The following is a 23,556-nucleotide window of genomic DNA, read 5'->3' on the forward strand; positions in this document are numbered from 1 at the left end:
ACCATGTCCGCATCGAACCTGCCGCTCTCCGGTCCCCGGCTCTGGGACAGCCTGATGGAGATGGCGACAATCGGCGGCACCCCGAAGGGCGGCAGCAACCGGCAGACCCTGACCGACGTGGATGCCGAGGGGCGCGCCCTTTTCCAGCGCTGGGGGGAGGCCTGCGGGCTGACGCTGAGCGTCGACCGGCTCGGCAACATGGTCTTCCGGCGGGAGGGGCGCGATCCGACCCGCGCCCCGGTCGCCATCGGCAGCCATCTGGACACCCAGCCTACCGGCGGCAAATTCGACGGCGTGCTCGGCGTGCTGGCCGGGCTCGAGGTGATGCGCGCGCTGCACGAGGCCGGCGCCGAGACCGAGGCGCCGCTGCTGCTGATCAACTGGACCAATGAGGAAGGCGCCCGCTTCGCCCCGCCGATGATGGGCAGCGGCGCCGCCATGGGGCTCTTCACCGAGGCGGAGATCCTCGCCAAGCGCGACCAGGCCGGGCTGGCCTTCGGGGACGAACTCAAGCGCATCGGCTGGCAGGGCGAGGCGGACCCCGCCGAGCTGCAGAAGGTCGGCGCCTATCTCGAGCTGCATATCGAGCAGGGCAAGCAGCTGGAGGACGCCGGGCTCGACGTCGGCGTCGTCACCCATGCGCTAGCGCAGAGCTGGTACGAGGTGACGGTGGAAGGCGAGGATGCGCATGGCGGCTCCCCCATGGCCGGGCGGCGGGATGCGATGATGGCGGCGGCGCCGCTGATCGCGGCGGTGGAGGAGCTGGCGCTCACCACCCTCGCGCCCGATGGCGAGAAGGGCCGCGGCACGGTGGGGGTGGTCGAGGTCTATCCCTCCTCGCGCAACGTCGCGCCGAGCCGGGTCTTCTTCAGCGTCGACTTCCGCCATTCCGACCCGGAGGCGCTGGCCCGCATGGGCGCGGCGCTGACGGCGCGTGCGGCGGAGATCTCTGCCGCGCGGAAGGTCACCGCAACCGTCACGCCCTTCTGGCACTCGCCGCTGACGCCGTTCGATGCGGCGCTCATCGAGCGCGCCCGGGCCAGCGCCACGGCCCGCGGGTTGAAGTGGCAGGACATGCCGACGGCGATCGGGCATGACGCGGTCTACATGGCGCGCAAGGTGCCCTCGGTGATGATCTTCTGCCCCTGCCACGGCGGCCTCTCGCACAACGAGGCCGAGAGCATCACGCCGGAATGGGCGACGGCCGGGCTGCAGGTGCTGGCCGATGCGGCACTCGCCACGGCCGGCCTGGTCCGGCGCTGAGACGGAGATTCCCATGCGCATCGCCATCGGCGGCTTCCAGCACGAGAGCCATTCCTTCGCCCCCATCCCGACCGGCTGGCAGGAATTCATCAAGCCCGGCGGCTTCCCCGGGCTGCAGCGCCCGGCGACCCTGGTGGAGACGCTGCGCCACACCTCCGTCCCCTGCGCCGGGGCGATCGAGGTGGCGGAAGCAGCGGGGGCCAGCATCGCGCCGCTGACCTGGTGCTTCGCCAACCCGGCCGGGCCGGTGACGGCGGAGGCCTTCGAGCGCATCGCCGCCCTGCTGATCGGCGCGCTGTCCGATGCGCTCGACGCAGGGCCGCTCGACGGCATCTTCCTCGAGCTGCACGGCGCCATGGTCGCGGTCGGCTTCGACGATGCGGAGGGCGAGCTGCTGCGGCGGGTGCGCGCCGTGGTCGGCGAGGCGATGCCCATCACCGTCAGCCTCGACCCGCATGCCAACATGACGCGCGCCATGACCGGCCTGGCGGATGCGCTGGTGCCCTACCGCACCTATCCGCATGTGGACATGAAGCCGGCCGGCGCCCAGGCGATGCGGCTGCTGCTGGAACGGATCCGGCGCGGCCGCCCCTGGGCGCGCGCCTTCGCCGAGGTCGATTTCCTCATCCCGCTGACCATGCAATGCACCATGGTGCCGCCGATGTCCCTGGTGCTGGAGGCGCGGGAGGCGCTGGCGGCCGAGCACGGCTGTGCCGAGCTCGCCTTCTGCTTCGGCTTCCCCTACGCCGACTTCCCCGGCTGCGGCGTCGCCATCGCCGCCTATGCGGAGACCCAGGGCGCAGCGGATGCGGCGGTCGCCGGGCTGAAGGCCTACATGGATGCACACGAGGCCGAGTTCGCCGGCGGCGTCGCCCCGGCGGCGGAGGGCGTGGCCGAGGCCATCCGGCTGGCCGCCGGCGCATCGAGGCCGGTGGTCATGGCGGATACCCAGGACAATCCCGGCGGCGGCGGCCATGGCGATACCACCGGGCTGCTCGCCGAGCTCATCGCCCAGGATGCCCAGGGCGCGGTGCTCGGGCTGATCAACGATGCCGAGAGTGCCGCGGCCTGCCACGCGGCCGGCGTCGGCGCCACCATCCCGCTCAGCCTCGGCGGCCGCAGCGACGGCGTGCCGCTGGCGGTGACGGCGGTGGTGGAGGCGCTGACCGATGGCCGCTTCGTCTCGACCGGGCCGATGAGCAAGGGCAATCCCGCCGACCTCGGACCGACGGCGCTGATCCGCGTCTCCTCCGGGGTGCGGGTCATCGTCGTGACGCGGAAGATGCAGGCGCTGGACCAGTCGCTGTTCACCCATATCGGGGTGGAGCCGCGCGCGCAGAAGATCCTGGCGCTGAAGTCGAGCGTGCATTTCCGCGCGCATTTCCAGCCGATCGCCGAGCAGGTCATCGTGGTCGCCGCGCCGGGGCCGGTGGTCGCCGACCCGGCGACCCTGCCCTTCAGCAATCTCCGCCCCGGTCTCCGCCTCAGGCCGGGGGCGAACCGCTAGGCGGCGGGCCGACGGGAGGCTGCGCCCCGGCTCAGTGGAGGCTCGCCAGGGTCGCCTCCGCCCGGAGCAGCAGCGCATCGCCCGACCGGCCGGTGAGGAAGCCATCCGCCCGGGCGATCTCCGCCTGCCTGGCGGCGCACCAGGCCGCCCTGTCGGCGCCGCCCTGCCGCGGGTCGAAGCTGGGCGGGGCCATGGAGCGGAGGAAGTCGTCGCGCGCCGCGGTCCCCCCCTGGCGCCGGTGCAGCTCGATGACCGCCGCCTCGATCCGGGCGGCGCGGTCGAGCGCGGCGGTCGAGACCGCGATGCCGCAGACCTGGCCCGCCCGCACGAGGTCGCCGAGGATCGGCGCGCTGGCCTCCAGCTCCTGCCGGCCATCGGCCTGGCCGGAGCGGGGCACGGCGCCGCCCCCGGCGCAGCCCGACAGGGCAGCCAGGAGCAGGAGCATCGGCAAGGGGCGCGGGGCGCGGGGCATGGCCCCAGGGATACGCTGCTTATTGCCGGAAAGTAAACGGGGCCGCCAAGCGGGGTGGGCTCAGCCGGGGCCGGCCAGGAAAGCCTCCACGGCGGCGCGGCGGGGGATGGGGGCGACCGCGCCGTAGCCGGTGGTCGAGAGCGCCGCCGCGGCATTGGCATAGCGCGCCGCCTCGGCCGGCTCCGCCCCGGCGGCCAGCCGGGCGAGGAAGGCGCCGGCGAAGGTGTCGCCCGCGCCGGTCGCATCCACCGCGGCCACCTGGCGCCCGGGGATGGCGAGGCGCCCCTCGGGGCTCGCCAGCAGCACGCCCGCGGCGCCGAGCTTCAGCACCACCAGCGGGCAGCCGAGCCGGAGGTAGAAATCGGCAATGGCCTCCGGCGACTCCAGCCCGGTGAGCGCGCGCGCGTCGTCCAGCGAGGGCAGGGCGATATCCGCCTGGGCGATGGCGGCATGGATCACCGCCGCGGCCCGTGCCGCCGGCCAGAGGCGCAGCCGCAGGTTGGTGTCGTAGGAGACGCGCACCCCGGCGGCGCGGGCGACCGCTATGGCGTGGAAGCCGGCGTCGCAGGCGCTGTCCGAGATGGCCTGGCTGATGCCCGACAGATGCAGCAGCTTGGCGGCGCGGATGGCATCCTCCGGCACGTCCTCGGGCCGGTACCGGCTGGCGGCGCTGCCGCTGCGGTAGAAGGTGAAATCGTGGCCGCGCGCGTCATGGGTGACGATGTACATCCCCGTCGGCGCCTCGGCGCGGCGGAGCACCGTGGCGGTATCCACGCCTTCCCTGGCCCAGAGCGCCATGAAGGCATCGCCCGGGCGGTCCTGGCCGATGGCGGTGACGTAGCCGGTGCTGGCGCCGCTGCGGGCGGCGGCGATGGCGGCGTTGCTGGTGTCGCCGCCCTGGCCTTCCAGGTACAGCACCCGGCCGTCCGGCCCGGGCGGCTGCTGGTTCAGCTCGAGCATCGGCTCGCCCAGGCAGAGGATGTCGGGCATCAGGCCTGCTCGATGCCGAGCGCCTCGCGCGCCGCGCGGAGGATGGCGGATTTGTCGCCGGCGGCGATGCGGGCCTCGTCCACCAGCCGGCCGCCGATGCCGACGAAGGCGGCGCCGGCCGCGAGATAGGCCGGGGCATTGGCGGCATCGACGCCGCCGGTCGGGCAGAAGGCGACATCGGGGAAGACCGCCCGCACCGCCTTCACATGCGCCGGGCCACCCGCCGAGCTGGCCGGGAAGATCTTCACCACGTCGGCGCCGGCGGCCAGCGCGGCGCGGATCTCGGTGGGCGTCATGGCGCCCGGCATGGCGCAGGCCCCGGCGGCGCGGGCCAGGGCGATGACGCCCGGGTCGACCCAGGGCGTCACCAGGAAGCGGGCGCCGGCGGCGAGGCAGGCCTCGGCCGCGGCCTCGTCCGGGACGGTGCCGGCGCCGACCAGCAGCCCGGGCTCGGCGGCGAATTCACGGATAAGCGCCACCGCATCGGGGGTGGTGAGGGTGATCTCCAGCACCGTCATCCCCGCCTCCCGCAACCAGGCGCAGGCGGTCGCGGCCAGCGCCGCGGTGGAGGTGCGGATGACCGGGACCACGCGGGCCCGGCGCAGCACCGGCAGCAGGGGGTGGCTCATCGGCTTGGCGCTCCGCTCCCGCGGCACAGGGGCGGCCGCCGCCTATGGGGAGCGCGAATCGCCGCGCCCCGCAAGGGGGTGTCGTCAGCGCGCCGCGGCGGCGAGCATGGCGTCGGCGGTGGCCTCCAGCTGGCGCGCCTGGTCGCCGGCCCCGGCCAGGGCCTCCTTGGTCTCCTGCAGCCCCTCCGCATAGGAGTCGAAGGAGCCGCCCAGGCCATCCACCGCCTCGGCGAGCGCGCCGAGCTCGCGGCGGAGCCCGGCCACCGCCTCGGCCTGCTCGGCCAGCGCCGCCTCCAGCCCGTGCAGGGCCCGGCGCAGCCGGTCCTCCGGCTTCTCGGGAAAGGGGAGGATGGCGGCGGTGGCAGGGGCGGATTGGGGCATGGGGGGAGCCTTCGGCGAATGTCTAATAAAAGGTAAATCGTCTCCTATTTCGTGTCGAGTGATCATCGATCCCAATCGCGTCAACCTCCGCCCGCCGCCGTGGCCGCCCCGCCCAGCAGGGCCAGGGCGGCGCCCAGGCTGAGCGCCCAGCGGAGGCGGAGGTACTCCGGCGGGACCAGGCCGCGCCGTGCCGCCAGGGTCTCGGCCGCGGCCGTCGCCAGGATGGCCAGGGCCAGCATGCTGAGCCCCGGTACCGGCGGCAGCATCAGCGCCGCCCAGGCGATCAGCGCCGGCAGGACGCCGAGGCCGTGGCGCTGCGCGGCATAGCCGGCCTCGGCCTCGGGCGCCCGCAGGGCGAGGCCCCAGTGGACGGCGCCGAGGAAGCTGAGGATGACCATGCCGTAGGTGGCCAGGGCAAAGAGGGCGATGCCCCGCCACTCCGCCGGACCGGCCCAGGCGGCGAGGAGGGTGAGGTAGAAAGGCAGCAGTCCGGCGGCGCCGAGCCAGCGGGCGGAGGAAGGCATGGGCGGTATCCTTGGAGCCTAGCGGGAAGATCGGCGGTGCCGCCGGCGGTGCAAGCCCCGCCGGCGGCAGCCTCCTCAGCCCTGGCGCAGGAGCAGCGCCGGGGCGGTGGCGGGCCGCGCCACCGGCCGCTTCGCCGGCCAGGCGGCGACCAGGCTGACGCCGACCGAGGCGAGGTAGGGCACCGACTGCACCAGCAGCACCAGGGTCCAGAGCACCGCCTCGGCCGTCGCCGCCTTGTGCACCACCGTGATGCCGGCCGCGGCGCCCCAGAGCAGCACCGCCAGCGCCGCCTCCTGCCAGGCCATGCCGAGGCCGCGCAGCAGCGCCGGGGCATCGGCCAGCTTCGGCGTGCGGATGAAGGGCAGCCGCCTAGTGAACAGGCCGAGGATGACCGCCTTGCCGATGGTATGCGTCAGCGCCAGCCCGGCCAGCGCCGCGCCCAGCCTATCCCGCCAGCCGCAGGGCACCCGGGCGGCATAGAGCGCCCAGATCTGCCCGAGCTTGAACAGGAACAGCCCGAGGCTCGGCGCCATGAAGAGCAGGATGGGAAACTCCGTCCGCACCGGTGCCAGGATCAGCCCGGCCGACCACACGAGGCCGAGCAGGACGAAGACGAGGCCCAGCGCATCGCCGAACCAGGGCGCCCAGCCGGTGGCGAAGTGCCAGCGCTGGCCGAGGGTCAGCTCCCGCCGGAAGGGGTTGATGATGGCGGGCCAGTGCTGCTTCAGGATCTGCACCGCGCCATAGGCCCAGCGCAGCCGCTGCTTGCGCCAGGCGGCGAAGTCGTCCGGCATGACGCCGCGGCCCATGCTCTCCGGGCTGTAGACGGCCTCCCAGCCGTGCCGCATCAGCTTCAGGCCGAGCTCGCTGTCCTCGCAGATGCACCACTCGGCCCAGCCGTTCGCCATGCGCAGCGCCTCGCGGCGGATCAGCGTCATGGTGCCGTGCTGGATGATGGCGTTGCGCTGGCTGCGGGTAACCATGCCGGCCTGGAAGAAGCCGGCGTATTCCCAGAACATCAGCCGCTTGAAGGCGCTGTCGGCGCCGTCGCGGTAGTCCTGCGGGTTCTGGGTGAAGCCCACCTTGGGGTCGGCGAAATGCGGCACCATGCGGCGCAGCCACTCCGGGCTGACCATGTAGTCGCTGTCGATGACGCCGATGATGGCGGCATCGGGGGCGGTCTGGGCGAGCGCGAAGTTCAGCGCGCCCGCCTTGAAGCCGGGCCAGCGGCCGAGGTGGAAGAAGCGGAACCGCGCGCCGAGCCGGGCGCAGTGCTGCGCCACCGGCTCCCACAGCGCGGGGTCCTGCGTGTTGTTGTCGACGACCAGCACCTCGAAGTCGGGGTAGTCGAGCCCGGCCAGCGCATCCAGCGTCTGGCGCACCATGTGCGGCGGCTCGTTGCAGATCGGCAGGTGGATGGAGACCTTGGGCAGCGGCGCATCCTCCGGCGGCGCCGGGCGCGGGCGGGTGCGGGCCCAGACCGTCTCGGCCAGCTCGAAGCCGTCGGCCAGCAGCACGCCGAGCAGCAGCACCTGGCCGAGGACGAGGGCGCCCCAGACCAGGCCGGCCGACCAGCTCAGGTAGGAGCCGGCCATGGTCAGCAGCACCGCCACGATGCCGGTGGTGAAGGCCTGGGCCAGGCCGGCCAGCAGCAGCTTGCCGGGCAGGCGGATGTCCGGCCGGCGGCGCAGCAGGGCGAAGACGGCGAGGAAGGAGAACAGCGTGCCGCCGGCCGCCCACCAGGCCCAGCCCGGCGTCTCCCGCACCGCGCCGGTCAGCGGCCACTTGGCGATGCGGTCGAGGTCGAACATGCCCCAGTGGCCGGCGGCGCGGCCCTCGAAGCTGACCTTCCAGGGCTGGTCGAAGGCCTCCATGACGAAGTAGTCGAGGCGGCGCTTCTCGGCCTCGGCGAAGAAGCCGCGCAGGAAGGCCGCCTGGTTGACGCGGGAGGCGCGCGCCGCGCCGATGTCGCGGCCATCCGAGGGCCAGCCCACCTCGCCGATGACGATGCGCTTGCCGGGGAAGCGGGCGGCGACCGCCTGGTACTTCTCCAGGGTGAAGCGCAGCGCGTCCTGGACCGGCAGGCCTTCCCAGTAGGGCAGCAGGTGGATGGTGACGACGTCGACCGCCGCCGCCAGCTCCGGGTGCTTGAGCCAGACATGCCAGGGCTCGGCGGTGGAGATCGGCTGGCGCACGCCCATGCCGCGGAGGGTGCGGATCTGCGCGGCGAGCTTCGCCGGGGTGAGGTCGCCGCGCAGGATCGCCTCGTTGCCGACCATCAGCAGGTCGACGTTGCGGGCCCGGGCGGCGACCGCCAGCCGGCGCAGCTCCGCCGCGTCGCGCGGCTTGCCGTCCAGCCAGGCGCCCAGGGTGACCCGCAGGTCGAGCCCCTGCTCGCTGGCCAGCGCCGGGATGCGGTCGAAGCCGCCGTCCACCGTATAGGTGCGGATCCGGCGGGTCAGCGGCGCGATGGTGCGGAGGTCGCCGGCGATCTGCTCGGCGGTCGGCCAGTCCCCGGCCTCGCCGCTCTGGCCGCGCTGGTAGGGGGCGAAGGCGAAGCCGGCGATCGGGCCGCGCCAGTCGGGCAGGGCGGCCGGGCGGTTCCAGGCGAACCAGGCGGCGCCATGCAGCGCCGCGACCAGCAGCAGGGCGCAGAGCGTGGCCAAGCGGCCCCTGGCCGGCTGTGGGCCAGGGGAGGGTGGTCCGTGGGGCGCGGCAACGGCGCGGGCGGCCATGGATCGAATGCTCCGGCAGGGTCCGGCGCCGGGGTGGCGCCGGAAGCGATGCCGATGAAGCGCCCCGGACAAGGCGCCATCCGGCCCGCCGCGTGGCGCGATTGCGGCGGTGCGATCCTGTCGCGCTGCTGTGATGCCGGGCTGCCCGCTACCGCCGGCCGATCACCCGACGTAGAAGGCCTCCGAGGTTGGGGGCTTTGCGCGTGATCTTCTTCGAATTGGCGGTCCTGGCGCTGCTGGTGGTGCTGAACGGGCTTTTTGCGATGAGCGAGCTGGCCATCGTCTCGGCCCGGCGCGGCCGGCTGATGGCGATGCAGCGGCGCGGCAGCCCCGGGGCCGAGGCGGCGCTGGCGCTGGCCGAGGACCCGCAGCGCTTCCTGCCGACGGTGCAGATCGGCATCAGCCTGGTCGGCATCCTGGCCGGCGTCTTCGGCGGCGCGCGGCTGGCCGGGCCGATGGGGGAGGCGCTGGCGCTGATCCCCGGCCTTGCCCCCTTCGCCACCGAGGCCGCCTTCGTGCTGGTGGTGCTGCTGATCGCCTATGCCAACCTGATCCTGGGCGAGCTGGTGCCGAAGCAGCTGGCGCTGCGCGACCCCGAGCGGGTGGCGGTCGCCGTCGCCCGGCCGATGACCCTGCTGTCGCGGATCACCGGCCCGGTGGTCTGGGTGCTGAGCCAGTCCTCCAGCCTCGTGCTGAAGCTCTTCGGTGCCTATACGCCGGTCGAATCCTCGGTGACGGAGGAGGAGGTCAAGGCGGTGGTCGCCGAGGGCGCCGAGGCCGGGGCGCTCGAGCACGAGGAGCGCCACATGATCGAGCGCGTGCTGCGGCTGGCCGACAAGCCGGTGCGGGCGCTGATGACGCCGCGCAACGACGTCGCCTGGCTCGACCGCAACGCCTCGCCGGAGGAGATCGTCCTGGCGCTGAAGACCCAGAGCGTGACCCGCTTCGTCGTCGCCGACCGGCGGATCGACAACGTGGTCGGCGTGGTCGTGGCCAAGGACCTGCTGGACCAGGCGCTGGAGGGAGCGCCGCTGTCGCTGGCCAAGGTGCTGCGCCAGCCGCTGGTGCTGCCGGACAACCTCAATGCGCTGGATGCGCTCGACCGCATGCGGCACGACACCATCGGCATCGCGGTGGTGCTGGACGAGTACGGCAGCTTCGAGGGGGTGGTCACCGCCTTCGACCTGCTGGAGGCGATCATTGGCGAGCTGGGCCCGTCGGAGGCGCCGGAGACGCCGGGGGCGCTGGTCACCCGGGCCGACGGCAGCCTGCTGCTGGAGGGGATGATGCCGAGCGACGAGCTGCGCGCCCGGCTGGACCTGCCGCCGCTGCCGCACCAGGGCAGCTACCATACCGTCGCCGGGCTGATGCTGGCGCTGCTGCGCCGGGTGCCGCGCGAGGGCGACCGCATCGTCTGGGCCGGCTGGCGCTTCGAGATCGTCGACATGGACGGCCGCCGGGTCGACAAGGTGCTGGCCAGCCGGGAGGAGGCGGGGGCGGCCTGACCCGGCGCTGGCTGGGCTAGCGGCCGGTGCCGCGGGCGATCGGGGGGATGAACTGGGCCTCGGTATCCCAGGGGAAGAGGATCCAGGTATCCTGGCTCACCTCGGTGACGAAGGTCTCGACCAGCGGCTTGCCCGCCGGCTTGGCATAGACGGTGGCCAGATGCGCCTTCGGCAGCAGGGCCCTCACCACCCGGGCGGTGGTGCCGGTATCCACGAGGTCGTCGATCACCAGCCAGCCGGCGCCGTCCCCGGCCGCGGCCGGGGGCTTGACCACCTGCGGCTGGCCGCGGTCCTCCTCGTCGTAGGTGACGACCGAGACGGTCTCGACCAGCCGGCATTCCAGCTCGCGGGCGATGATCGCCGCCGGGATGAGCCCGCCGCGGGTGATCGCGACGATGCCGGCGAAGGGGCGGTGGTCCATCAGCCGCCAGGCTAGCGCCTTGCTGTCGCGGTGCAGCTGGTCCCAGCTGACCGTGAAGTACTTCTCCGCCACCTCAGAACATCCGCCCGCCGAGGGGCACCGCGAGGTCGGGCTTCAGCAGCACCACCGCGCCGTTCTCGTCCGGCACGCCGAGCACCAGCACCTCGCTCAGCACCGGGCCGATCTGCCGGGGCGGGAAATTCACCACCGCCAGCACCTGCCGGCCGATCAGCCGGTCCGGGGCGTAGTGGACGGTGATCTGCGCGGCAGACTTCTTCACCCCGATGCTGCCGCCGAAGTCCACCCAGAGCCGGATGGACGGCTTGCGTGCCTCGGGGAAGGGCTGGGCGTCGACGATGGTGCCGACGCGCACGTCGACCTTCTCGAAATCCGGGTAGCCGATCTGGTCCGCCATGCCCGAGGCATAGCGCGACGGGACCCCTAGCGGCAAGGCGCAGGAGGCGGGTTGCCGTCCGCCTGCGGCCATGCAAGAGGGACGATCCCTGGCGAAGCTGCCTGCATCAGAAGCACCAAACGTCCCGAGAACGGAACAGCATCATGAAGCGCGATTTCCATGCCCCCGGCCGCAGCGCCGTCTATGGCTCCCGCGGCATGGCCGCGACCTCGATGCCGATCGCCACCTTCACCGCCCTCGAGGTGCTGCAGAAGGGCGGCAACGCGCTGGATGCCGCCATCGCCGCCGTCGCGGTGCTCGGCGTGGTGGAGCCGCAGAGCACCGGCATCGGCGGCGACTGCTTCTGCCTCTATGCCCCGGCCGGCACCGGCCGCGTCATCGCGCTGAACGGCTCCGGCCGGGCCCCGGCGGCCTCGACGCCGGAGGCGCTGCGGGCGCGGCAGGTGAGCAGCCTGGTCAATACCTCGGCCCATGTGGTGACCATCCCGACCGCCGTCTCCGGCTGGGAGCTGCTGAACAAGACCTATGGCCGGACCGAGCTGGGCGAGCTGCTGCGCCCGGCGATCCGCTGCGCCGAGGAAGGCTGGCCGGTGCATGCCCGGGTCGCCTCCGACTGGGCCTCGGCCGCGGCCAAGCTGCGCGGCAACGAGGCCTCGGCCCGCCGCTTCCTGGTGGATGGGCAGGCGCCCGCCATCGGCCACCGCTTCACCCAGCCGGAACTCGGCCGGACCCTGCGGGCCATCGCCACCCATGGCGCCCGGGCTTTCTACGAGGGCGAGATCGCCGCCGACATGGTGGCGACGCTGCGCGCCCTCGGCGGCCTCCATACCGAGGAGGATTTCGCCAAGGGCCTGCGCAACGCCGATTTCGTCGAGCCGATCAAGACGGCCTGGCGCGGCATGGAGGTCTACCAGTGCCCGCCGAACGGCTCGGGCCTGCATGTGCTCCAGCTGCTCGGCATCCTCGACGGCTTCGAGACGCCGGCGCAGGGGCCGCTGAGCGCCGAGCGCTACCACCGCCACATCGAGGCGGCGCGGCTGGTCTACCGCGACCGCGACGCCTTCCTCGCCGACCCCTCCCAGGTGGATGTCCCGGTCGGGATGCTGACCGACCGCGGCTACCTCGACCGGCTGCGGGCGCTGATCAGCGACGAGCGGGCGATGAAGGCGATGCCGCCGGCCGGGACCAGCGACCTCGCGAAGCACAAGGACACCGTCTACCTCTGCGTGGTGGATGAGGAGGGCAATGCCTGCTCTTTCATCAACTCGCTGTTCGAGAGCTTCGGCAGCGGCATCCTGGCGGAGAAGTCCGGCGTGATGCTGCACAACCGCGGCTACGGGTTCCGCCTGCAGGAAGGCCACCCGAACTGCATCGCGCCCAACAAGCGGCCGATGCACACCATCATCCCGGGGATGGTGATGCAGGATGGGCCGAGGGGCCTTGAGGCCATCATGCCCTACGGCGTCATGGGCGGGCATTTCCAGCCGATGGGCCAGACCCTGTTCCTGACCAACCACTTCGAATTCGGCCTCGACGTGCAGGAGGCGATCGATTGCCCGCGGCTCTTCCCGGCGCCGGACAAGGGCGTGGTCGAGGTCGAGAAGCGCATCCCCGCCAGCGTCGTCGACCGGCTGAGCCGGATGGGCCACGACATCGCGCTGATGGAGAAGCCGCATGGCGGCGGCCAGGCGATCTTCATCGACCGCAAGGCCGGCACGCTGGTGGGCGGCAGCGATCCGCGCAAGGACGGCTGCGCGCTCGGGTTCTGAGCCGATGCGGGCGATCCGGGCGGATATCACCACCCTCGATGTCGATGCCGTGGTGACCGCGGCGAACGAGGCGCTGGCGGGCGGCGGCGGCGTCGACGGCGCGGTGCATCGCGCCGCCGGGCCCGAGCTGCTGGCCGCCTGCCAGGCGATCGGCGGCTGCCCGACCGGGGAGGCGCGCATCACCCCGGGCTTCGGCCTCAAGGCGCGGCACGTCATCCACGCCGTCGGCCCCATCTGGCGCGGCGGCACCGAGGGCGAGCCGGGGCTGCTGGCCGGCGCCTACCGCGCCAGCCTGGCGCGGCTGCGCGAGGTCGGCGGCAGCTCCATCGCCTTTCCCGCCATCTCCACCGGCACCTATGGCTATCCGCCGCAGCAGGCGGTGCGGATCGCGGTGGTGACGATGCGGGAGGAATTCCTGGCGCATGGCCCGCTCGACGTGACCTTCGCCTGCTTCGACGATGCCAGCCTGGCGCTCTACCAGAAGGAACTCGAGCCGTGACCGAACCCTGCGACCTCCCCGCCGTCGAAGCCCGCCGGATGATCGGGCGCAAGACGCTCTCGCCCGTCGAGCTGCTGGAGAGCTGCCTCGGCCGCATCGGCGCGGTGAACGGGGCGGTGAATGCGATGGTGGCGCTGGATGAGGGCGGGGCGCGGCTGGCGGCGAAGCAGGCCGAGGCGGCGGTGATGGCCGGCGAGACGCTGGGCGCGCTGCACGGCCTGCCGGTCGGCATCAAGGACCTGGAGGAGACCAGGGGCCTCCGCACCACCTACGGCAGCCCGATCTTCGCCGACTTCGTCCCCGAGGCGGATTGCGGCATGGTCGCGCGTATCCGCGCCGCCGGCGGCATCGTCATCGGCAAGACCAACACCCCGGAATTCGGCCTGGGCGCCAATACCCGCAACCGGGTCTATGGCGCGACCGGCAATGCCTTCGACAACACCAAATCCGCCGCCGGCTCCTCCGGCGGCTCCGGCGTGGCGCTGGCGACCGGCATGGCGCCGCTCTGCTCGGGCTCCGATACCGGCGGCTCGCTGCGCAACCCGGCCGCCTTCAACGGCATCGTCGGCTACCGGCCAAGCGCCGGGCTGGTCTGCTCCGAGAAGCGGGCGCATGGCTGGTCGCCGCTGCCGGTGCTGGGCCCGATGGCGCGCAGCGTGGCGGATGCCTGCCTGCTGCTCTCGGCCATGGCCTCCGACGATGCCCGCGACCCGCTGGCCTATACGCTGCACGCCCGTCCGGTGCGGGGCGAGCCGGCGCTGTTCCACCCGCCGCGCGGCCTCGACCTCGGCTCCCTCAGGCTGGCCTTCTCCGAGGACCTGGGCCAGGCGCCGACCGAGCGGGTGGTGCGCCAGGCCTTCCAGGCCCGGGTCGCCGCCATCGCCCCGATGTTCGCCCGCGCCGAGGCGGCCCACCCCGACTGCGCCGGCGGCGACGAGGCCTTCGAGGTGTTGCGCGCCGGCATGGTGCTGACCGCGCATGCCGAGAAGGTGCGGACCCGGCCGCAGGATTGCGGCCCGAACATCATCGCCAACGTCGAGGAGGGGCTGCGCTACAGCCTGGCCGACGGCGCCCGGGCGAATGTGCTGCAGACGAAGATCTACCGCGACTTCCAGCGCTTCTTCGGCGAGCACGACGTGCTCATCACCCCGGCGATCACCATCAGCCCGCGCAACTGGCGGGAGCTCTACCCGAAGGAGATCGACGGGCAGACCACCCGGACCTACTTCCACTGGCTGGCGCTGGCCTATTACGTGACCCTGACCGGGCATCCGGCGATCAGCCTGCCGCTCGGCCTCGATGCCCATGGCATGCCCTTCGGCCTGCAGATCGTCGGGCCGCGCGGCGGGGATGCCTTCGTCCTCGGCGTGGCGGCGGCGATCGAGGCGGCCTTCGCCGGGGATGCGACCCTCGGGCGGCCGGTGCCGGACCTCGCCCGGCTGCGGACGGCGCCGCCGATCGGCGGCATGGCGGAATTCCGCAGCTTCGACTGAGGCGGGACGGGCGGCTCGCGCGGCCTACCAGCCGCCGCGGTAGCCGCCCCCGTACCCGCCGCCATAGCCGCCACCCCGGCCGTAGTAGGGCTGGTGATAGCCGGCGCCATACCGGTCGCCGCGGCCGTAGCCGCCACGGTAGGGACGCGGCTTGTCGCTGAGCGCGCCGACCGCCAGCGCGGCGGCGGCCCCGACGCCCACGCCCAGCAGGGCGGTGCGGCCGTAATCGACCCGTCCGTAGTTGTCCGTGCAGCCGGCGGCCAGCAGCAGGGCCGCGGCGGCGATCGAGGGCAGGGCGCGCATGTCTTCTCCGGCATTGCATCGAGTGTCTGGTGTCGCCGCGGCAGCCCTGGCCCAGGCTCCCTCGGGAAGCCGGGCTGCACGCAGCGGCGGGATCCATCCGCTACGAAGGATCCTGAACCCGGGTTAAGGCGAGGTTATGCCGGCATTGCGGCAGGCCTGTGGAGCCTGGCCGGCTACCGGCCGCCACCGGAGAAGGCGTTGAAGGTCTGCAGCGTATAGGTGTCCTTCACCCCGGGCACGGTCTGCAGGGTCTCGACCACGAAGAGGCCGATGTCCTGGTCCGGCTCGAGGTAGAATTTTCCCATCAGGTCGTACTGGCCGGAGATGGAATGCATCTCGGACAGCTGCGGGATGGTATCCGCCATCTCCCGGGCGACGCGGTAGGCATGGCCCATCTCGCATTTGATCTGGACGAAAATGGCGCGCATCGGGGCCTCCTGGTTCGCCGGTCCAGTATAGCCTGCTTCAGCCCCGCTCCCCAGTCCCGGCGGCCGGCGTCTCGCCCGGAGCCGCCTCCAGGCCATAGGGGCGGACCAGGGCCCAGACATGGGCGGGAACCATGGACTTCAGCCGCCGCGGCGCCTCCCGCCGCAGGTGCAGCACGGTCTCCACCGCCTTCATCTCCACCCGGGTCCGGGCGAATTCCAGGCCGCGCGGGCCGATCCGCGGCATCAGCCAGCCGACCAGCGGCCGCAGCCAGCCCGGCATCCGCCGCAGCGGCAGCCCGCCCGCGGCACGCTCCACATTGGCGAGGAAGCCGCGCACCGGGCCCTGCCGCTTGCCCGCGCTGCCGAGCTCCGAGGTCCGCAGCTCGTCGCCGAGCAGGGCGACCAGCTCCTCGCCCCGCTGGTTGCGGACCAGCAGCCATTGCTCGCCCTGGCCGGCCATGTAGCCCACCGTCACGTCGGCCAGCACGTTGGTGTAGTCGACGCAGGTCCGGCAGGTGAGGGGGAAGAAATCCGGCGGCAGCTTCGAGATGGGCAGCTGCAGGAAGGGGATGGTCTTCACCCGGCCATCGGTGAAGCGCAGCTCCACGTGGTAGTCGGCGCGGAATTCGAGGTAGGTGATCGTCGCCGGGTCCTCGGCCAGCAGCGCCAGGAATTCATGGAAGCGCTCGGTCGTGGTGTTGTCCGAGCAGGGCGTGCCGATGACGAACAGCCGCTCGAAGCCCAGCTCCGCCTCCAGCGCCCGCAGCGCATAGACCTGGCAGGGGATGCCGATGACGGCGAGGCGCCGGTGCCCCGCGGCGCGGGCGGGCTGCAGCAGCGCCAGCAGCGGGGCATAGCCCATGCGCATCCCGCGGCACGCCGCCATGCCCTCGGGCTTGGTCACCAGGACGGGCACCGGCCGCCAGCGGTCCGCCGGGTCGGCCGCCATGGTCAGCACCGCATCCACCGCCCCGGTCTCCAGCAGGCGTTCGGCGAGGCGGGTGGTGATGCCGGTCCATTGCGCCCCGGGGCGGGGGGCGGCGAGGGAGGCCCGCAGCATGCGGCGGAAGGGGCCGAAGAAGACCTCGTCCGGTCGCGCCGGGTCGCGGGCGCGGCCATGTACCTGTAGCTCCAGCCTGGGATAGTCGGGCCGGATGAACTGGCAGGCGCGGCCGCAGGCCTTGGGCTCGGCGCTGCGGGAGATGCCGCAGTCGGTGCAGAGGCCGCGGGGCCGGGCGGGGCCGACCGCCGGGGTCCAGGCCGCCGGCATGGCGCCACCGGCCGGGCCGGCCAAACCATCCTGCATGCGCGCTACCCCCGGCGCGAAGCCTAGCCGAGGCCCGGGACCCAGGCCAGGGAATGATGCGGCCGGCGGCGGGCCATGGTTTCGTTGCGCCGCGGGTGGCGGTGCGCTAGGCACCTCCCAGTTGCAGTGGAGTGGTCGAGATGCGGATTGCGGTTCTCGGGGCTGGATATGTGGGCCTGGTCTCCGGCGCCTGCTTTGCCGAATTCGGCGTGAACGTGACCATCGTCGACACCGACCCTGCCAAGGTCGAGGCGCTGCGCCGCGGCATCATCCCGATCTACGAGCCCGGGCTCGAGCGGCTGGTGACCGAGAACCACGCCGATGGAAGGCTCGCCTTCACGACCGACCTCGACGAGGCGATGCAGGGGGCGGATTGCGTCTTCCTGGCCGTCGGCACCCCGTCGCGCCGCGGCGACGGCCATGCCGACCTGCAATACGTCTATGCCGCCGCCGAGGGCGTGGCCCGCGCGGCGAAGAAGGACGGGCTGGTGCTGGTGACGAAGTCGACCGTGCCGGTCGGCACCGGGCGCAAGATTCAGGAGATCGTCCGCCGGGTGCGGCCGGACCTGACCATCCATGTCGCCAGCAACCCGGAGTTCCTGCGGGAAGGCAATGCCATCACGGATTTCATGCGGCCGGACCGGGTGGTCCTGGGGGCCGACGACGAGGCCGCCTTCGCCACCCTGCGGCGGCTCTACCGGCCGCTGTACCTGATCGAGACGCCGATCGTCGCCGCCAGCCTCGAGACGGCGGAACTCATCAAGTATTCGGCCAATGCCTTCCTGGCGACCAAGATCACCTTCATCAACGAGATCGCCGACCTCTGCGAGAAGGTCGGCGCCGACGTGCACGACGTCGCCCGCGGCATGGGCCTCGATGGCCGCATCGGCCGCAAATTCCTCCACCCTGGCCCGGGCTACGGCGGCTCCTGCTTCCCCAAGGACACGCTGGCCCTGGCGATGACGGCGCGCGACGCGGGCTCGCCGATGAAGCTGGTCGAGACCACCATCGCGGTGAACGAGGCCCGCAAGGAGGCGATGGCCGAGCGGGTTATCGCGGCGCTGGGCGGCGACGTGCGCGGCAAGGCGATCGGCGTGCTCGGCGTCACCTTCAAGCCCGAGACCGACGACATGCGCGACGCGCCGAGCCTGGTGATCCTGCCGCGGCTGCTGGCCGCGGGCGCCCGCATCACGGCGCATGACCCGCAGCTCGGCCAGGCGCGGCAGATGCTGCCCGCCGAGATCGCCTTCGCCGCCTCGCCGCTCGAGGCGATCCAGGGTGCCGATGCGGTGGTGCTGCTGACCGAGTGGAACGAGTACCGCTCCATGGCACCCGAGAAGCTGCGCCAGGCGATGCAGGGCGATGCCGTGCTCGACCTGCGCAACGCCTGGGACCCGGAGGCGATGCGCGAGGCCGGGCTGCGCTACTTCGGCGTCGGCCGGCGCTGACGGCCGAGCCTGCATCGATGCCCGGCGCCCGAATGGCGCCGGGTGCGGCATCCGGCCGCCGCGGGGCTTACGGGAGCGCCGGTCCGCTCCATCTATGCGGCGGTTCTGGATGGAGACGCCCATGCTTCGCCTGCTTTCGCCGCCCGGCATCGTCACCGGGCTGGTCGTGATGCTCTCCGTGGCCGGCGGCATGGCCTTCGGCGCGGGGCTCGCCGGCGCAGCGCTGCTGGCGGGCGCGGCGCGGAAGGCGGCGCGGTCATGATCGCGCTGCTCTACCTGCCGGTCCTGGCGACGCTGCATTTCGGCGCCGGTACCGCCCTGGGGGGCATGGCCGTCCTCTCGGCCAAGACGATCCTGGACCTCGCCCGTGCGTCGAAGGCCTGACAGGCGGCCCTTGTAGGCCGGGAGCCTCATTCGCCACCCAGGGTGTCGGCCACGAGGGGGGCGATGCCTCTGCCGTCGTCCTGCCCGCGAACCCTGGCACGAACGGGCTCGCCGGGGCCCGGTGCCGGTGCAGTGCCAGGCGGGGATCGGCGCCGGGCCGGCACGTCGTCGGTGGCCGAATGGCTTTGCTTGCGGCCGTCGTCCCGGCCGCCGATGGTCCCCGGCCCCTGCGGCCCTGCCCAGGTCGGCCACGGCCGCCCGCAAGACCGGCGGCCCGCGGCGGCGTTGCCCAGGAAGCGGGCAGCGCCCCCGCCGGCAGGAGCCTCCACCGCCGGGCAGGGGGCTGGCACGGCCCTTGCTGCACGAGGCGCATGACCTGCACCTCCTCCTTCGTCGACCGCGGCGGCCCGGCACAGCCGCTGCTCCTGCTCACCGGGCTCAAGAAGCACTTCCCGATCCGCGGCGGGCTGTTCGGGTCCACCGTGGCGACGGTGCGGGCGGTGGACGGCGTCTCCTTCAACGTCCGCAAGGGCGAGACGCTGGGCATCGTCGGCGAGAGCGGCTGCGGCAAGTCGACCACCGCCCGGCTGCTGATGCGGCTGATGGACCCCGACGCCGGCAGCATGGTCTTCGACGGGGAGGCGGTCGGCCAGCATGTGGCGACCGGCGGCATCACCCTGAAGGAATACCGCCGCCAGGTGCAGATGGTCTTCCAGGACAGCTACGCCTCCTTGAACCCCCGCCTGCCGATCGAGGAGAGCATCGCCTTCGCCCCCAAGGTGCATGGCGTCTCGCCCAGCGAGGCGCGGGCACGGGCGCATGAGATCCTGGCGGCGGTCGGGCTGGCGCCGGCCACCTTCGCCCGACGCTACCCGCATGAGCTCTCGGGCGGCCAGCGGCAGCGGGTGAACATCGCCCGGGCGCTGGCGCTGCAGCCGCGGCTGATCCTGCTGGACGAGCCGGTCTCGGCGCTGGACAAGTCGGTCGAGGCGCAGGTGCTGAACCTGCTGGTGGATCTGAAGGAGAAGTTCGGCCTCACCTATGTCTTCATCAGCCACGATCTGAACGTGGTGCAGTACATCTCCGACCGGGTGCTGGTGATGTACCTCGGCCAGGTGGTGGAGCAGGGGCCGGTGGAGGCGATCTACGACCGCCCGGCGCATCCCTATACGCGGGCGCTGCTGGCCAGCCGGCCGTCGATGGACCCGGCGACCCGGCGGACCGAGCCGCCGCTGACCGGCGACCCGCCGAACCCGATCAACCCGCCCTCCGGCTGCCGCTTCCGCACCCGCTGTCCCTTCGCCGAGGATGTCTGCGCCGCGCGCGAGCCGGTGCAGACCGACATGGGCGGCGGCCACGAGGCGGCCTGCCACATGGCGGAGCCGGGCAGCGGCCATTCCCAGGCCGGGAGGCTGGCGGCATGAGCGAGATCCTGGAGCGCCCGATGAGCACCACCACGGCCGCCGCCACCCCACTGGTGAAGGTGCGGGACCTCTCGGTCCGCTTTGTCTCCCGCGATGCCACCATGCATGCGGTGAACGGGGTCGACATCGACCTCGCGGCGGGGGAGGTGCTCTGCATCCTCGGCGAATCCGGCTCGGGCAAGTCGGTCACCCTGCGGGCGCTGATGAAGCTGCTGCCGAAATACGCCAGGGTGACGGGCGGCATCGAGGTCGCCGGCCGCGACGTGCAGGCGATGAACGAGGGCCAGCTGCAGGATTTCCGCGGCAGCGACGTGGCGATGATCTTCCAGGAGCCGATGACCGCGCTCGACCCGGTCTTCACCATCGGTCAGCAGATCGCCGAGACGGTGGTGCGGCACGAAGGCTCCTCCCGCGCCGCCGGCATGGCGCGGGCCTTGGAATTGCTCGAGTTGGTGCAGATCCCCTCGGCGAAGCGCCGGCTGGAGGCCTATCCGCATGAGCTCTCGGGCGGCCTCCGGCAGCGGGCGATGATCGCGGTGGCGCTGGCCTGCAAGCCGAAGCTGCTGCTGGCCGACGAGCCGACCACGGCGCTGGACGCGACGGTGCAGATCCAGGTGCTGCTGCTGCTGCGCAAGCTCCAGGAACAGCTCGGCATGGGGGTGATCTTCGTGACGCACGACCTCGGCGTCGCCGGCGAGATCGCCGATCGGGTGGCGGTGATGTACGCCGGGCGGGTGGTCGAGGAAGGGCCGGTCGCGGCCATGATGAAGGCGCCCCTGCACCCCTATCCGCGTGGGCTGCTCGGCGCGACGGTGCATGGCGGCATGCGCGGCCAGCGGCTGACCACCATCCCCGGCGCGCCGCCGAGCCTCGAGACCCTGCCGACCGCCTGCTCCTTCGCGCCGCGCTGCGAACTGGCGGAGCCGGCCTGCCTCGCCGGGGTCCCGCCGCCGAACTCGCCGATGCCGGGGCGGAGCGCCCGCTGCATCCTGGTGCCGAACCTGCCGTAAGGCAGGCTGCGCTCAAGGGCGTGTCAGGTCCCAGGGCAGGCGGTCCGCCTCCAGCAGGGCATCGGCCCGGCTGATGCCGATATCCTTCAGCATCCGGTCGTCCATCGCCGCCAGCTGCCGCCGGGTGAGGGCGGCCCGCAGCATGGCGCGGAAGCCGGGCAGCGCCGGGGCGGCGGGCCGGAGCCAGAGGGCAGGGATGCGGGCGTTCAGGATGGGCATGACGGGATACTCCTCACCGCCTTAAGCTGGCGCCGGGGTCGGAATAAGGAAAACGAATTGCATTGACGGTGCCCATCAACGTTGCTGATGATGCGCCATGCTGGCCATTCCTCCCGGGCTCGACCCGGACCTGCTGCGCAGCTTCGTGCTCATCGCCGAGGGCGGCAGCTTCACCAGGGCCGCCCAGGCGGTCGGGCGGACCCAGTCCGCCGTCTCGATGCAGATCCGCCGGCTCGAGGAGGCGCTGGGCCAGCCCCTGCTGCTGCGCGGCGCCCGGGGCGTGGAGCCGACCCAGCATGGGCTCTGGCTGCTCGAGCGCGCCCGGCGGCTGCTGGCGCTGCACGACGAGATCCACACGACCTTCCGCCAGCCCGCGGTGGCCGGCGCGGTCCGGCTCGGCTCGCCGGACGACTACGCCATCCGCTGGCTGCCCGGGATCCTGGCCCGCTTCGCGGCCAGCCATCCGGCGGTGCAGGTGGAGGTGACCTGCGCCCCCTCGAACGAGCTGGTGGACCGGCTGGCGGCGGGCGAGCTCGATCTCACCCTGCTCTCCGAGGGCAACGAGCCGGCGGGCGCCCGGGTCCGCTGGCTGTGGCGGGGGCCATTGCTCTGGGTCGGCACCGAGGCACTGGCGCGGCGCCGGCCGCTGCCGCTGACCCTCTCCTCCAATGGCTGCACCTGGCGCAATGCGGCGATCGCCGCCCTGGAGGGCGCCGATCTGCCCTGGCGCATGGCCTATACGGCGGCCTCGCTGTCGGGCTCGCTGGCGGTGGCCCTGGCGGGGCTGGCGATCACGGTGGCGATGCCGGCGCCGCTGCCGGACGGCTTGCGCCAGCTGGGCGCGGCCGAGGGGCTGCCGCCGCTGCCGGACTTCGCCATCGGTCTGCTGCGCGGCCCGAAGACCGCGGTGGCGGAAGCGCTGGCGCAGCACATCGAGGAGAATTTCCGGCTGGAGACCAGTTTCGAGCCGCGGATGCGGGCTTGAGCGGCGCCCGCAACGGGTGCATCTGGGCAGATCGCAATCGGGTCGAACCAGGCCCAGCCGTTCCGGGAGAATCCTGCCCATGAACCGTCGCTCGCTGCTGGCCCTGACGGCCACCGGCCTCGCCGTGCCGTCCCTCCTGCGGGCGCAGTCCTGGCCGGACCGGCCGATCCGGCTGATCGTTCCCTGGCCTCCCGGCGGCTCGACCGACACCATCGCCCGGCTGTTCCAGCCGAAGCTCTCGGAGGCGCTGGGCAAGCAGGTCATCATCGAGAACCGCGGCGGCGCCTCGGGCTCGATCGGCGCGATCGAGGCGGCGCGGTCCGCCCCCGACGGCTACACCTGGATGTTCGCCTACGACAACGAGGCGACCAACCAGACCCTCATGCGGCTGCCCTACAAGACCCTGGAGGCCTTCTCCCCGGTCAGCCTGGTGGCGACCGGGCCGCTGGCGCTGGTGGCGCACAGCAGCACCCCCTACCGGACCTTCAAGGACGTGGTCGCCGCGGCGAAGGCGGCGCCGGACACCGTCAGCTTCGCCAGCTCCGGCGTGGGCGGGCTGGCGCATGTCTCGACCACCCTGCTGCAGCAGCAGGGCGGCTTCGGCCTGGTGCACGTCCCCTACCGCGGCGGCGGGCCGGCCGTGCAGGATGCCGTCTCCGGCCAGGTGCCGCTGTTCATGTCCAACGTGGTCATCATCAGCCAGCACATCCGGGCCGGGACGCTTCGGCCGCTCGGCGTGACCACCGCGACCGAGAGCCGGCACGTGCCGGGGGTGGCGCCCTTCGCGCAGCAGGGCTTCCCCGGCTTCGACGCGCCGACTTGGTGGGCCTTCCTCGCACGGGCCGGCACGCCCGAGCCGATCCAGCGCCAGATGCGCGAGGCCCTGGCCAAGGCACTCTCCGATCCCGAGGTGCGGGCGCGGATCGAGGAGCAGGGGTGCGACGTGAAGGCGACCGGGCCGGAGGAGTGCAGCCGCTTCCTCGCTGCCGAGATCGACCGCTGGGGCAAGGTGATCCGCGACAACAACATCCGCGCCGACAGCTGAGCCGGCCGGCGGCGGCGGCGCCTGGCACAGAAAAATTCACATGACCCGCGGCGGCCTTGACGGTGCCGGGCGGCCAGGGTGGATAGTGGCTTGTAAAAAATTCAATGAATTGAGCGGGTTGGATATCCGCCGGGCCGCTATCGGACGGCTTGGCGGAACGAGAATATGGGGTGTTGACCCGCTTCGGCCCGGGGCGTAGAAGCTGGGCACCGCGACGCAGTCGAGGTTGACGAGGACCGGCGGAGACGCCAAACTCGCTGCCCCGATTGAGGCTCGGTACCGATTGCCAAGCGATGGTTTCCTGCACCTGCGAAGGGAAGGGAAGCATTCGCTGGGTGATTTGCCATCGGGTTCGCCGGATGGCTTTGTTCTTTTAAAACTTTATCGGTTTTGGAAGTGT

The 23,556-nt window shown here is 72.6% G+C and carries 25 protein-coding genes; 13 read left to right on the forward strand and 12 right to left on the reverse strand.

The window, feature by feature from the left end; all coding sequences use genetic code 11:
• Positions 1-3 precede the first annotated feature (3 nt).
• Both QWZ14_RS00170 and QWZ14_RS00175 read left to right on the forward strand, forming a co-directional pair.
• Positions 4-1,263: a Zn-dependent hydrolase gene (locus QWZ14_RS00170; RefSeq protein ID WP_290314524.1), complete on the forward strand. Its 1,260-nt coding sequence runs from the start codon at positions 4-6 to the stop codon at positions 1,261-1,263.
• A 13-nt stretch (positions 1,264-1,276) separates the two neighbouring features.
• Complete coding sequence (locus tag QWZ14_RS00175) at positions 1,277-2,770, forward strand: M81 family metallopeptidase (protein ID WP_290314526.1); 1,494 nt, start codon at positions 1,277-1,279, stop codon at positions 2,768-2,770.
• A 31-nt stretch (positions 2,771-2,801) separates the two neighbouring features.
• Here QWZ14_RS00175 and QWZ14_RS00180 read toward each other — a convergent pair whose 3' ends face one another.
• From QWZ14_RS00180 to QWZ14_RS00205, 6 genes are all read right to left on the reverse strand, one after another.
• Positions 2,802-3,215 carry a hypothetical protein gene (locus QWZ14_RS00180; RefSeq protein WP_290314527.1) on the reverse strand — a complete coding sequence of 138 codons (414 nt, stop codon included), beginning with the start codon at positions 3,213-3,215 and terminating at the stop codon, positions 2,802-2,804.
• Between the two features lie 87 nt (positions 3,216-3,302).
• Entirely contained in the window at positions 3,303-4,232 is a 930-nt protein-coding gene (locus QWZ14_RS00185) for a sugar kinase (protein ID WP_290314528.1), read from the reverse strand.
• Positions 4,232-4,861 (reverse strand): bifunctional 4-hydroxy-2-oxoglutarate aldolase/2-dehydro-3-deoxy-phosphogluconate aldolase, encoded by a 630-nt coding sequence (locus QWZ14_RS00190; RefSeq protein ID WP_290314529.1) that lies wholly within the window; start codon positions 4,859-4,861, stop codon positions 4,232-4,234. Before QWZ14_RS00190 ends, QWZ14_RS00185 begins: the two co-directional genes overlap by 1 nt.
• Positions 4,862-4,945: 84 nt before the next feature.
• On the reverse strand, positions 4,946-5,242 hold the full coding sequence (locus tag QWZ14_RS00195) for a hypothetical protein (RefSeq protein ID WP_290314530.1): 297 nt from the start codon (positions 5,240-5,242) through the stop codon (positions 4,946-4,948).
• 80 nt (positions 5,243-5,322) lie between these two features.
• Complete coding sequence (locus QWZ14_RS00200; RefSeq protein WP_290314531.1) at positions 5,323-5,766, reverse strand: DUF3429 domain-containing protein; 444 nt, start codon at positions 5,764-5,766, stop codon at positions 5,323-5,325.
• A 75-nt stretch (positions 5,767-5,841) separates the two neighbouring features.
• Positions 5,842-8,433 carry a glycosyltransferase gene (locus tag QWZ14_RS00205; RefSeq protein ID WP_290314532.1) on the reverse strand — a complete coding sequence of 864 codons (2,592 nt, stop codon included), beginning with the start codon at positions 8,431-8,433 and terminating at the stop codon, positions 5,842-5,844.
• A gap of 275 nt (positions 8,434-8,708) precedes the next feature.
• On the opposite strand from QWZ14_RS00205, the gene QWZ14_RS00210 reads away from it, so the two are divergent.
• On the forward strand, positions 8,709-10,007 hold the full coding sequence (locus QWZ14_RS00210; RefSeq protein WP_290314550.1) for a hemolysin family protein: 1,299 nt from the start codon (positions 8,709-8,711) through the stop codon (positions 10,005-10,007).
• 16 nt (positions 10,008-10,023) lie between these two features.
• On the opposite strand, the gene gpt is transcribed toward QWZ14_RS00210, so the two are convergent.
• Both gpt and QWZ14_RS00220 read right to left on the reverse strand, forming a co-directional pair.
• Positions 10,024-10,500: a xanthine phosphoribosyltransferase gene (gene gpt, locus QWZ14_RS00215; protein WP_290314533.1), complete on the reverse strand. Its 477-nt coding sequence runs from the start codon at positions 10,498-10,500 to the stop codon at positions 10,024-10,026.
• A gap of 1 nt (position 10,501) precedes the next feature.
• Positions 10,502-10,843, reverse strand: a complete 342-nt coding sequence (locus tag QWZ14_RS00220) for a tRNA-binding protein (RefSeq protein WP_290314534.1) — start codon at positions 10,841-10,843, stop codon at positions 10,502-10,504.
• A 143-nt stretch (positions 10,844-10,986) separates the two neighbouring features.
• Between QWZ14_RS00220 and ggt the strand changes: the two genes are divergently transcribed.
• The 3 genes from ggt to QWZ14_RS00235 are packed head-to-tail and all read left to right on the forward strand — an operon-like array spanning position 10,987 to position 14,604.
• Entirely contained in the window at positions 10,987-12,612 is a 1,626-nt protein-coding gene (ggt, locus tag QWZ14_RS00225) for a gamma-glutamyltransferase (protein WP_290314535.1), read from the forward strand.
• 4 nt (positions 12,613-12,616) lie between these two features.
• Positions 12,617-13,111: an O-acetyl-ADP-ribose deacetylase gene (locus QWZ14_RS00230; RefSeq protein WP_290314536.1), complete on the forward strand. Its 495-nt coding sequence runs from the start codon at positions 12,617-12,619 to the stop codon at positions 13,109-13,111.
• The gene (locus tag QWZ14_RS00235) at positions 13,108-14,604 is read left to right on the forward strand and encodes an amidase (RefSeq protein WP_290314537.1); all 1,497 of its coding nucleotides are present in this window, start codon (positions 13,108-13,110) and stop codon (positions 14,602-14,604) included. Before QWZ14_RS00230 ends, QWZ14_RS00235 begins: the two co-directional genes overlap by 4 nt.
• A gap of 24 nt (positions 14,605-14,628) precedes the next feature.
• On the opposite strand, the gene QWZ14_RS00240 is transcribed toward QWZ14_RS00235, so the two are convergent.
• From QWZ14_RS00240 to QWZ14_RS00250, 3 genes are all read right to left on the reverse strand, one after another.
• The gene (locus tag QWZ14_RS00240) at positions 14,629-14,907 is read right to left on the reverse strand and encodes a hypothetical protein (RefSeq protein ID WP_290314538.1); all 279 of its coding nucleotides are present in this window, start codon (positions 14,905-14,907) and stop codon (positions 14,629-14,631) included.
• 173 nt (positions 14,908-15,080) lie between these two features.
• Positions 15,081-15,335 carry an Lrp/AsnC ligand binding domain-containing protein gene (locus QWZ14_RS00245; RefSeq protein ID WP_290314539.1) on the reverse strand — a complete coding sequence of 85 codons (255 nt, stop codon included), beginning with the start codon at positions 15,333-15,335 and terminating at the stop codon, positions 15,081-15,083.
• A 37-nt stretch (positions 15,336-15,372) separates the two neighbouring features.
• Positions 15,373-16,641, reverse strand: a complete 1,269-nt coding sequence (locus QWZ14_RS00250; RefSeq protein ID WP_290314540.1) for a Coenzyme F420 hydrogenase/dehydrogenase, beta subunit C-terminal domain — start codon at positions 16,639-16,641, stop codon at positions 15,373-15,375.
• 140 nt (positions 16,642-16,781) lie between these two features.
• Between QWZ14_RS00250 and QWZ14_RS00255 the strand changes: the two genes are divergently transcribed.
• The 5 genes from QWZ14_RS00255 (at position 16,782) to QWZ14_RS00275 (ending at position 20,907) form a co-directional block, all read left to right on the forward strand.
• Positions 16,782-18,089, forward strand: coding sequence for a UDP-glucose dehydrogenase family protein (locus tag QWZ14_RS00255; RefSeq protein WP_290314541.1), 1,308 nt, complete (start codon positions 16,782-16,784; stop codon positions 18,087-18,089).
• A 121-nt stretch (positions 18,090-18,210) separates the two neighbouring features.
• A complete protein-coding gene (locus QWZ14_RS00260) occupies positions 18,211-18,351 on the forward strand; it encodes a hypothetical protein (protein WP_290314542.1) in 141 nt (46 codons plus the stop codon).
• Positions 18,348-18,473 carry a hypothetical protein gene (locus QWZ14_RS00265; RefSeq protein WP_290314543.1) on the forward strand — a complete coding sequence of 42 codons (126 nt, stop codon included), beginning with the start codon at positions 18,348-18,350 and terminating at the stop codon, positions 18,471-18,473. The genes QWZ14_RS00260 and QWZ14_RS00265 overlap by 4 nt, the downstream gene beginning before the upstream one ends.
• A gap of 371 nt (positions 18,474-18,844) precedes the next feature.
• Positions 18,845-19,897, forward strand: coding sequence for an ABC transporter ATP-binding protein (locus QWZ14_RS00270; RefSeq protein WP_290314544.1), 1,053 nt, complete (start codon positions 18,845-18,847; stop codon positions 19,895-19,897).
• Positions 19,894-20,907, forward strand: a complete 1,014-nt coding sequence (locus QWZ14_RS00275; protein ID WP_290314545.1) for an ABC transporter ATP-binding protein — start codon at positions 19,894-19,896, stop codon at positions 20,905-20,907. Before QWZ14_RS00270 ends, QWZ14_RS00275 begins: the two co-directional genes overlap by 4 nt.
• Before the next feature lie 12 nt (positions 20,908-20,919).
• On the opposite strand, the gene QWZ14_RS00280 is transcribed toward QWZ14_RS00275, so the two are convergent.
• Complete coding sequence (locus QWZ14_RS00280; RefSeq protein WP_290314546.1) at positions 20,920-21,126, reverse strand: DUF1127 domain-containing protein; 207 nt, start codon at positions 21,124-21,126, stop codon at positions 20,920-20,922.
• Between the two features lie 97 nt (positions 21,127-21,223).
• Between QWZ14_RS00280 and QWZ14_RS00285 the strand changes: the two genes are divergently transcribed.
• Positions 21,224-22,111, forward strand: coding sequence for a LysR substrate-binding domain-containing protein (locus QWZ14_RS00285; RefSeq protein WP_290314547.1), 888 nt, complete (start codon positions 21,224-21,226; stop codon positions 22,109-22,111).
• Positions 22,112-22,190: 79 nt separating this feature from the next.
• Positions 22,191-23,156, forward strand: coding sequence for a Bug family tripartite tricarboxylate transporter substrate binding protein (locus QWZ14_RS00290; RefSeq protein WP_290314548.1), 966 nt, complete (start codon positions 22,191-22,193; stop codon positions 23,154-23,156).
• The last annotated feature ends 400 nt before the right edge of the window (positions 23,157-23,556 follow it).

Source organism: Paeniroseomonas aquatica, from assembly GCF_030409335.1.
GTDB lineage: Bacteria > Pseudomonadota > Alphaproteobacteria > Acetobacterales > Acetobacteraceae > Belnapia > Belnapia aquatica.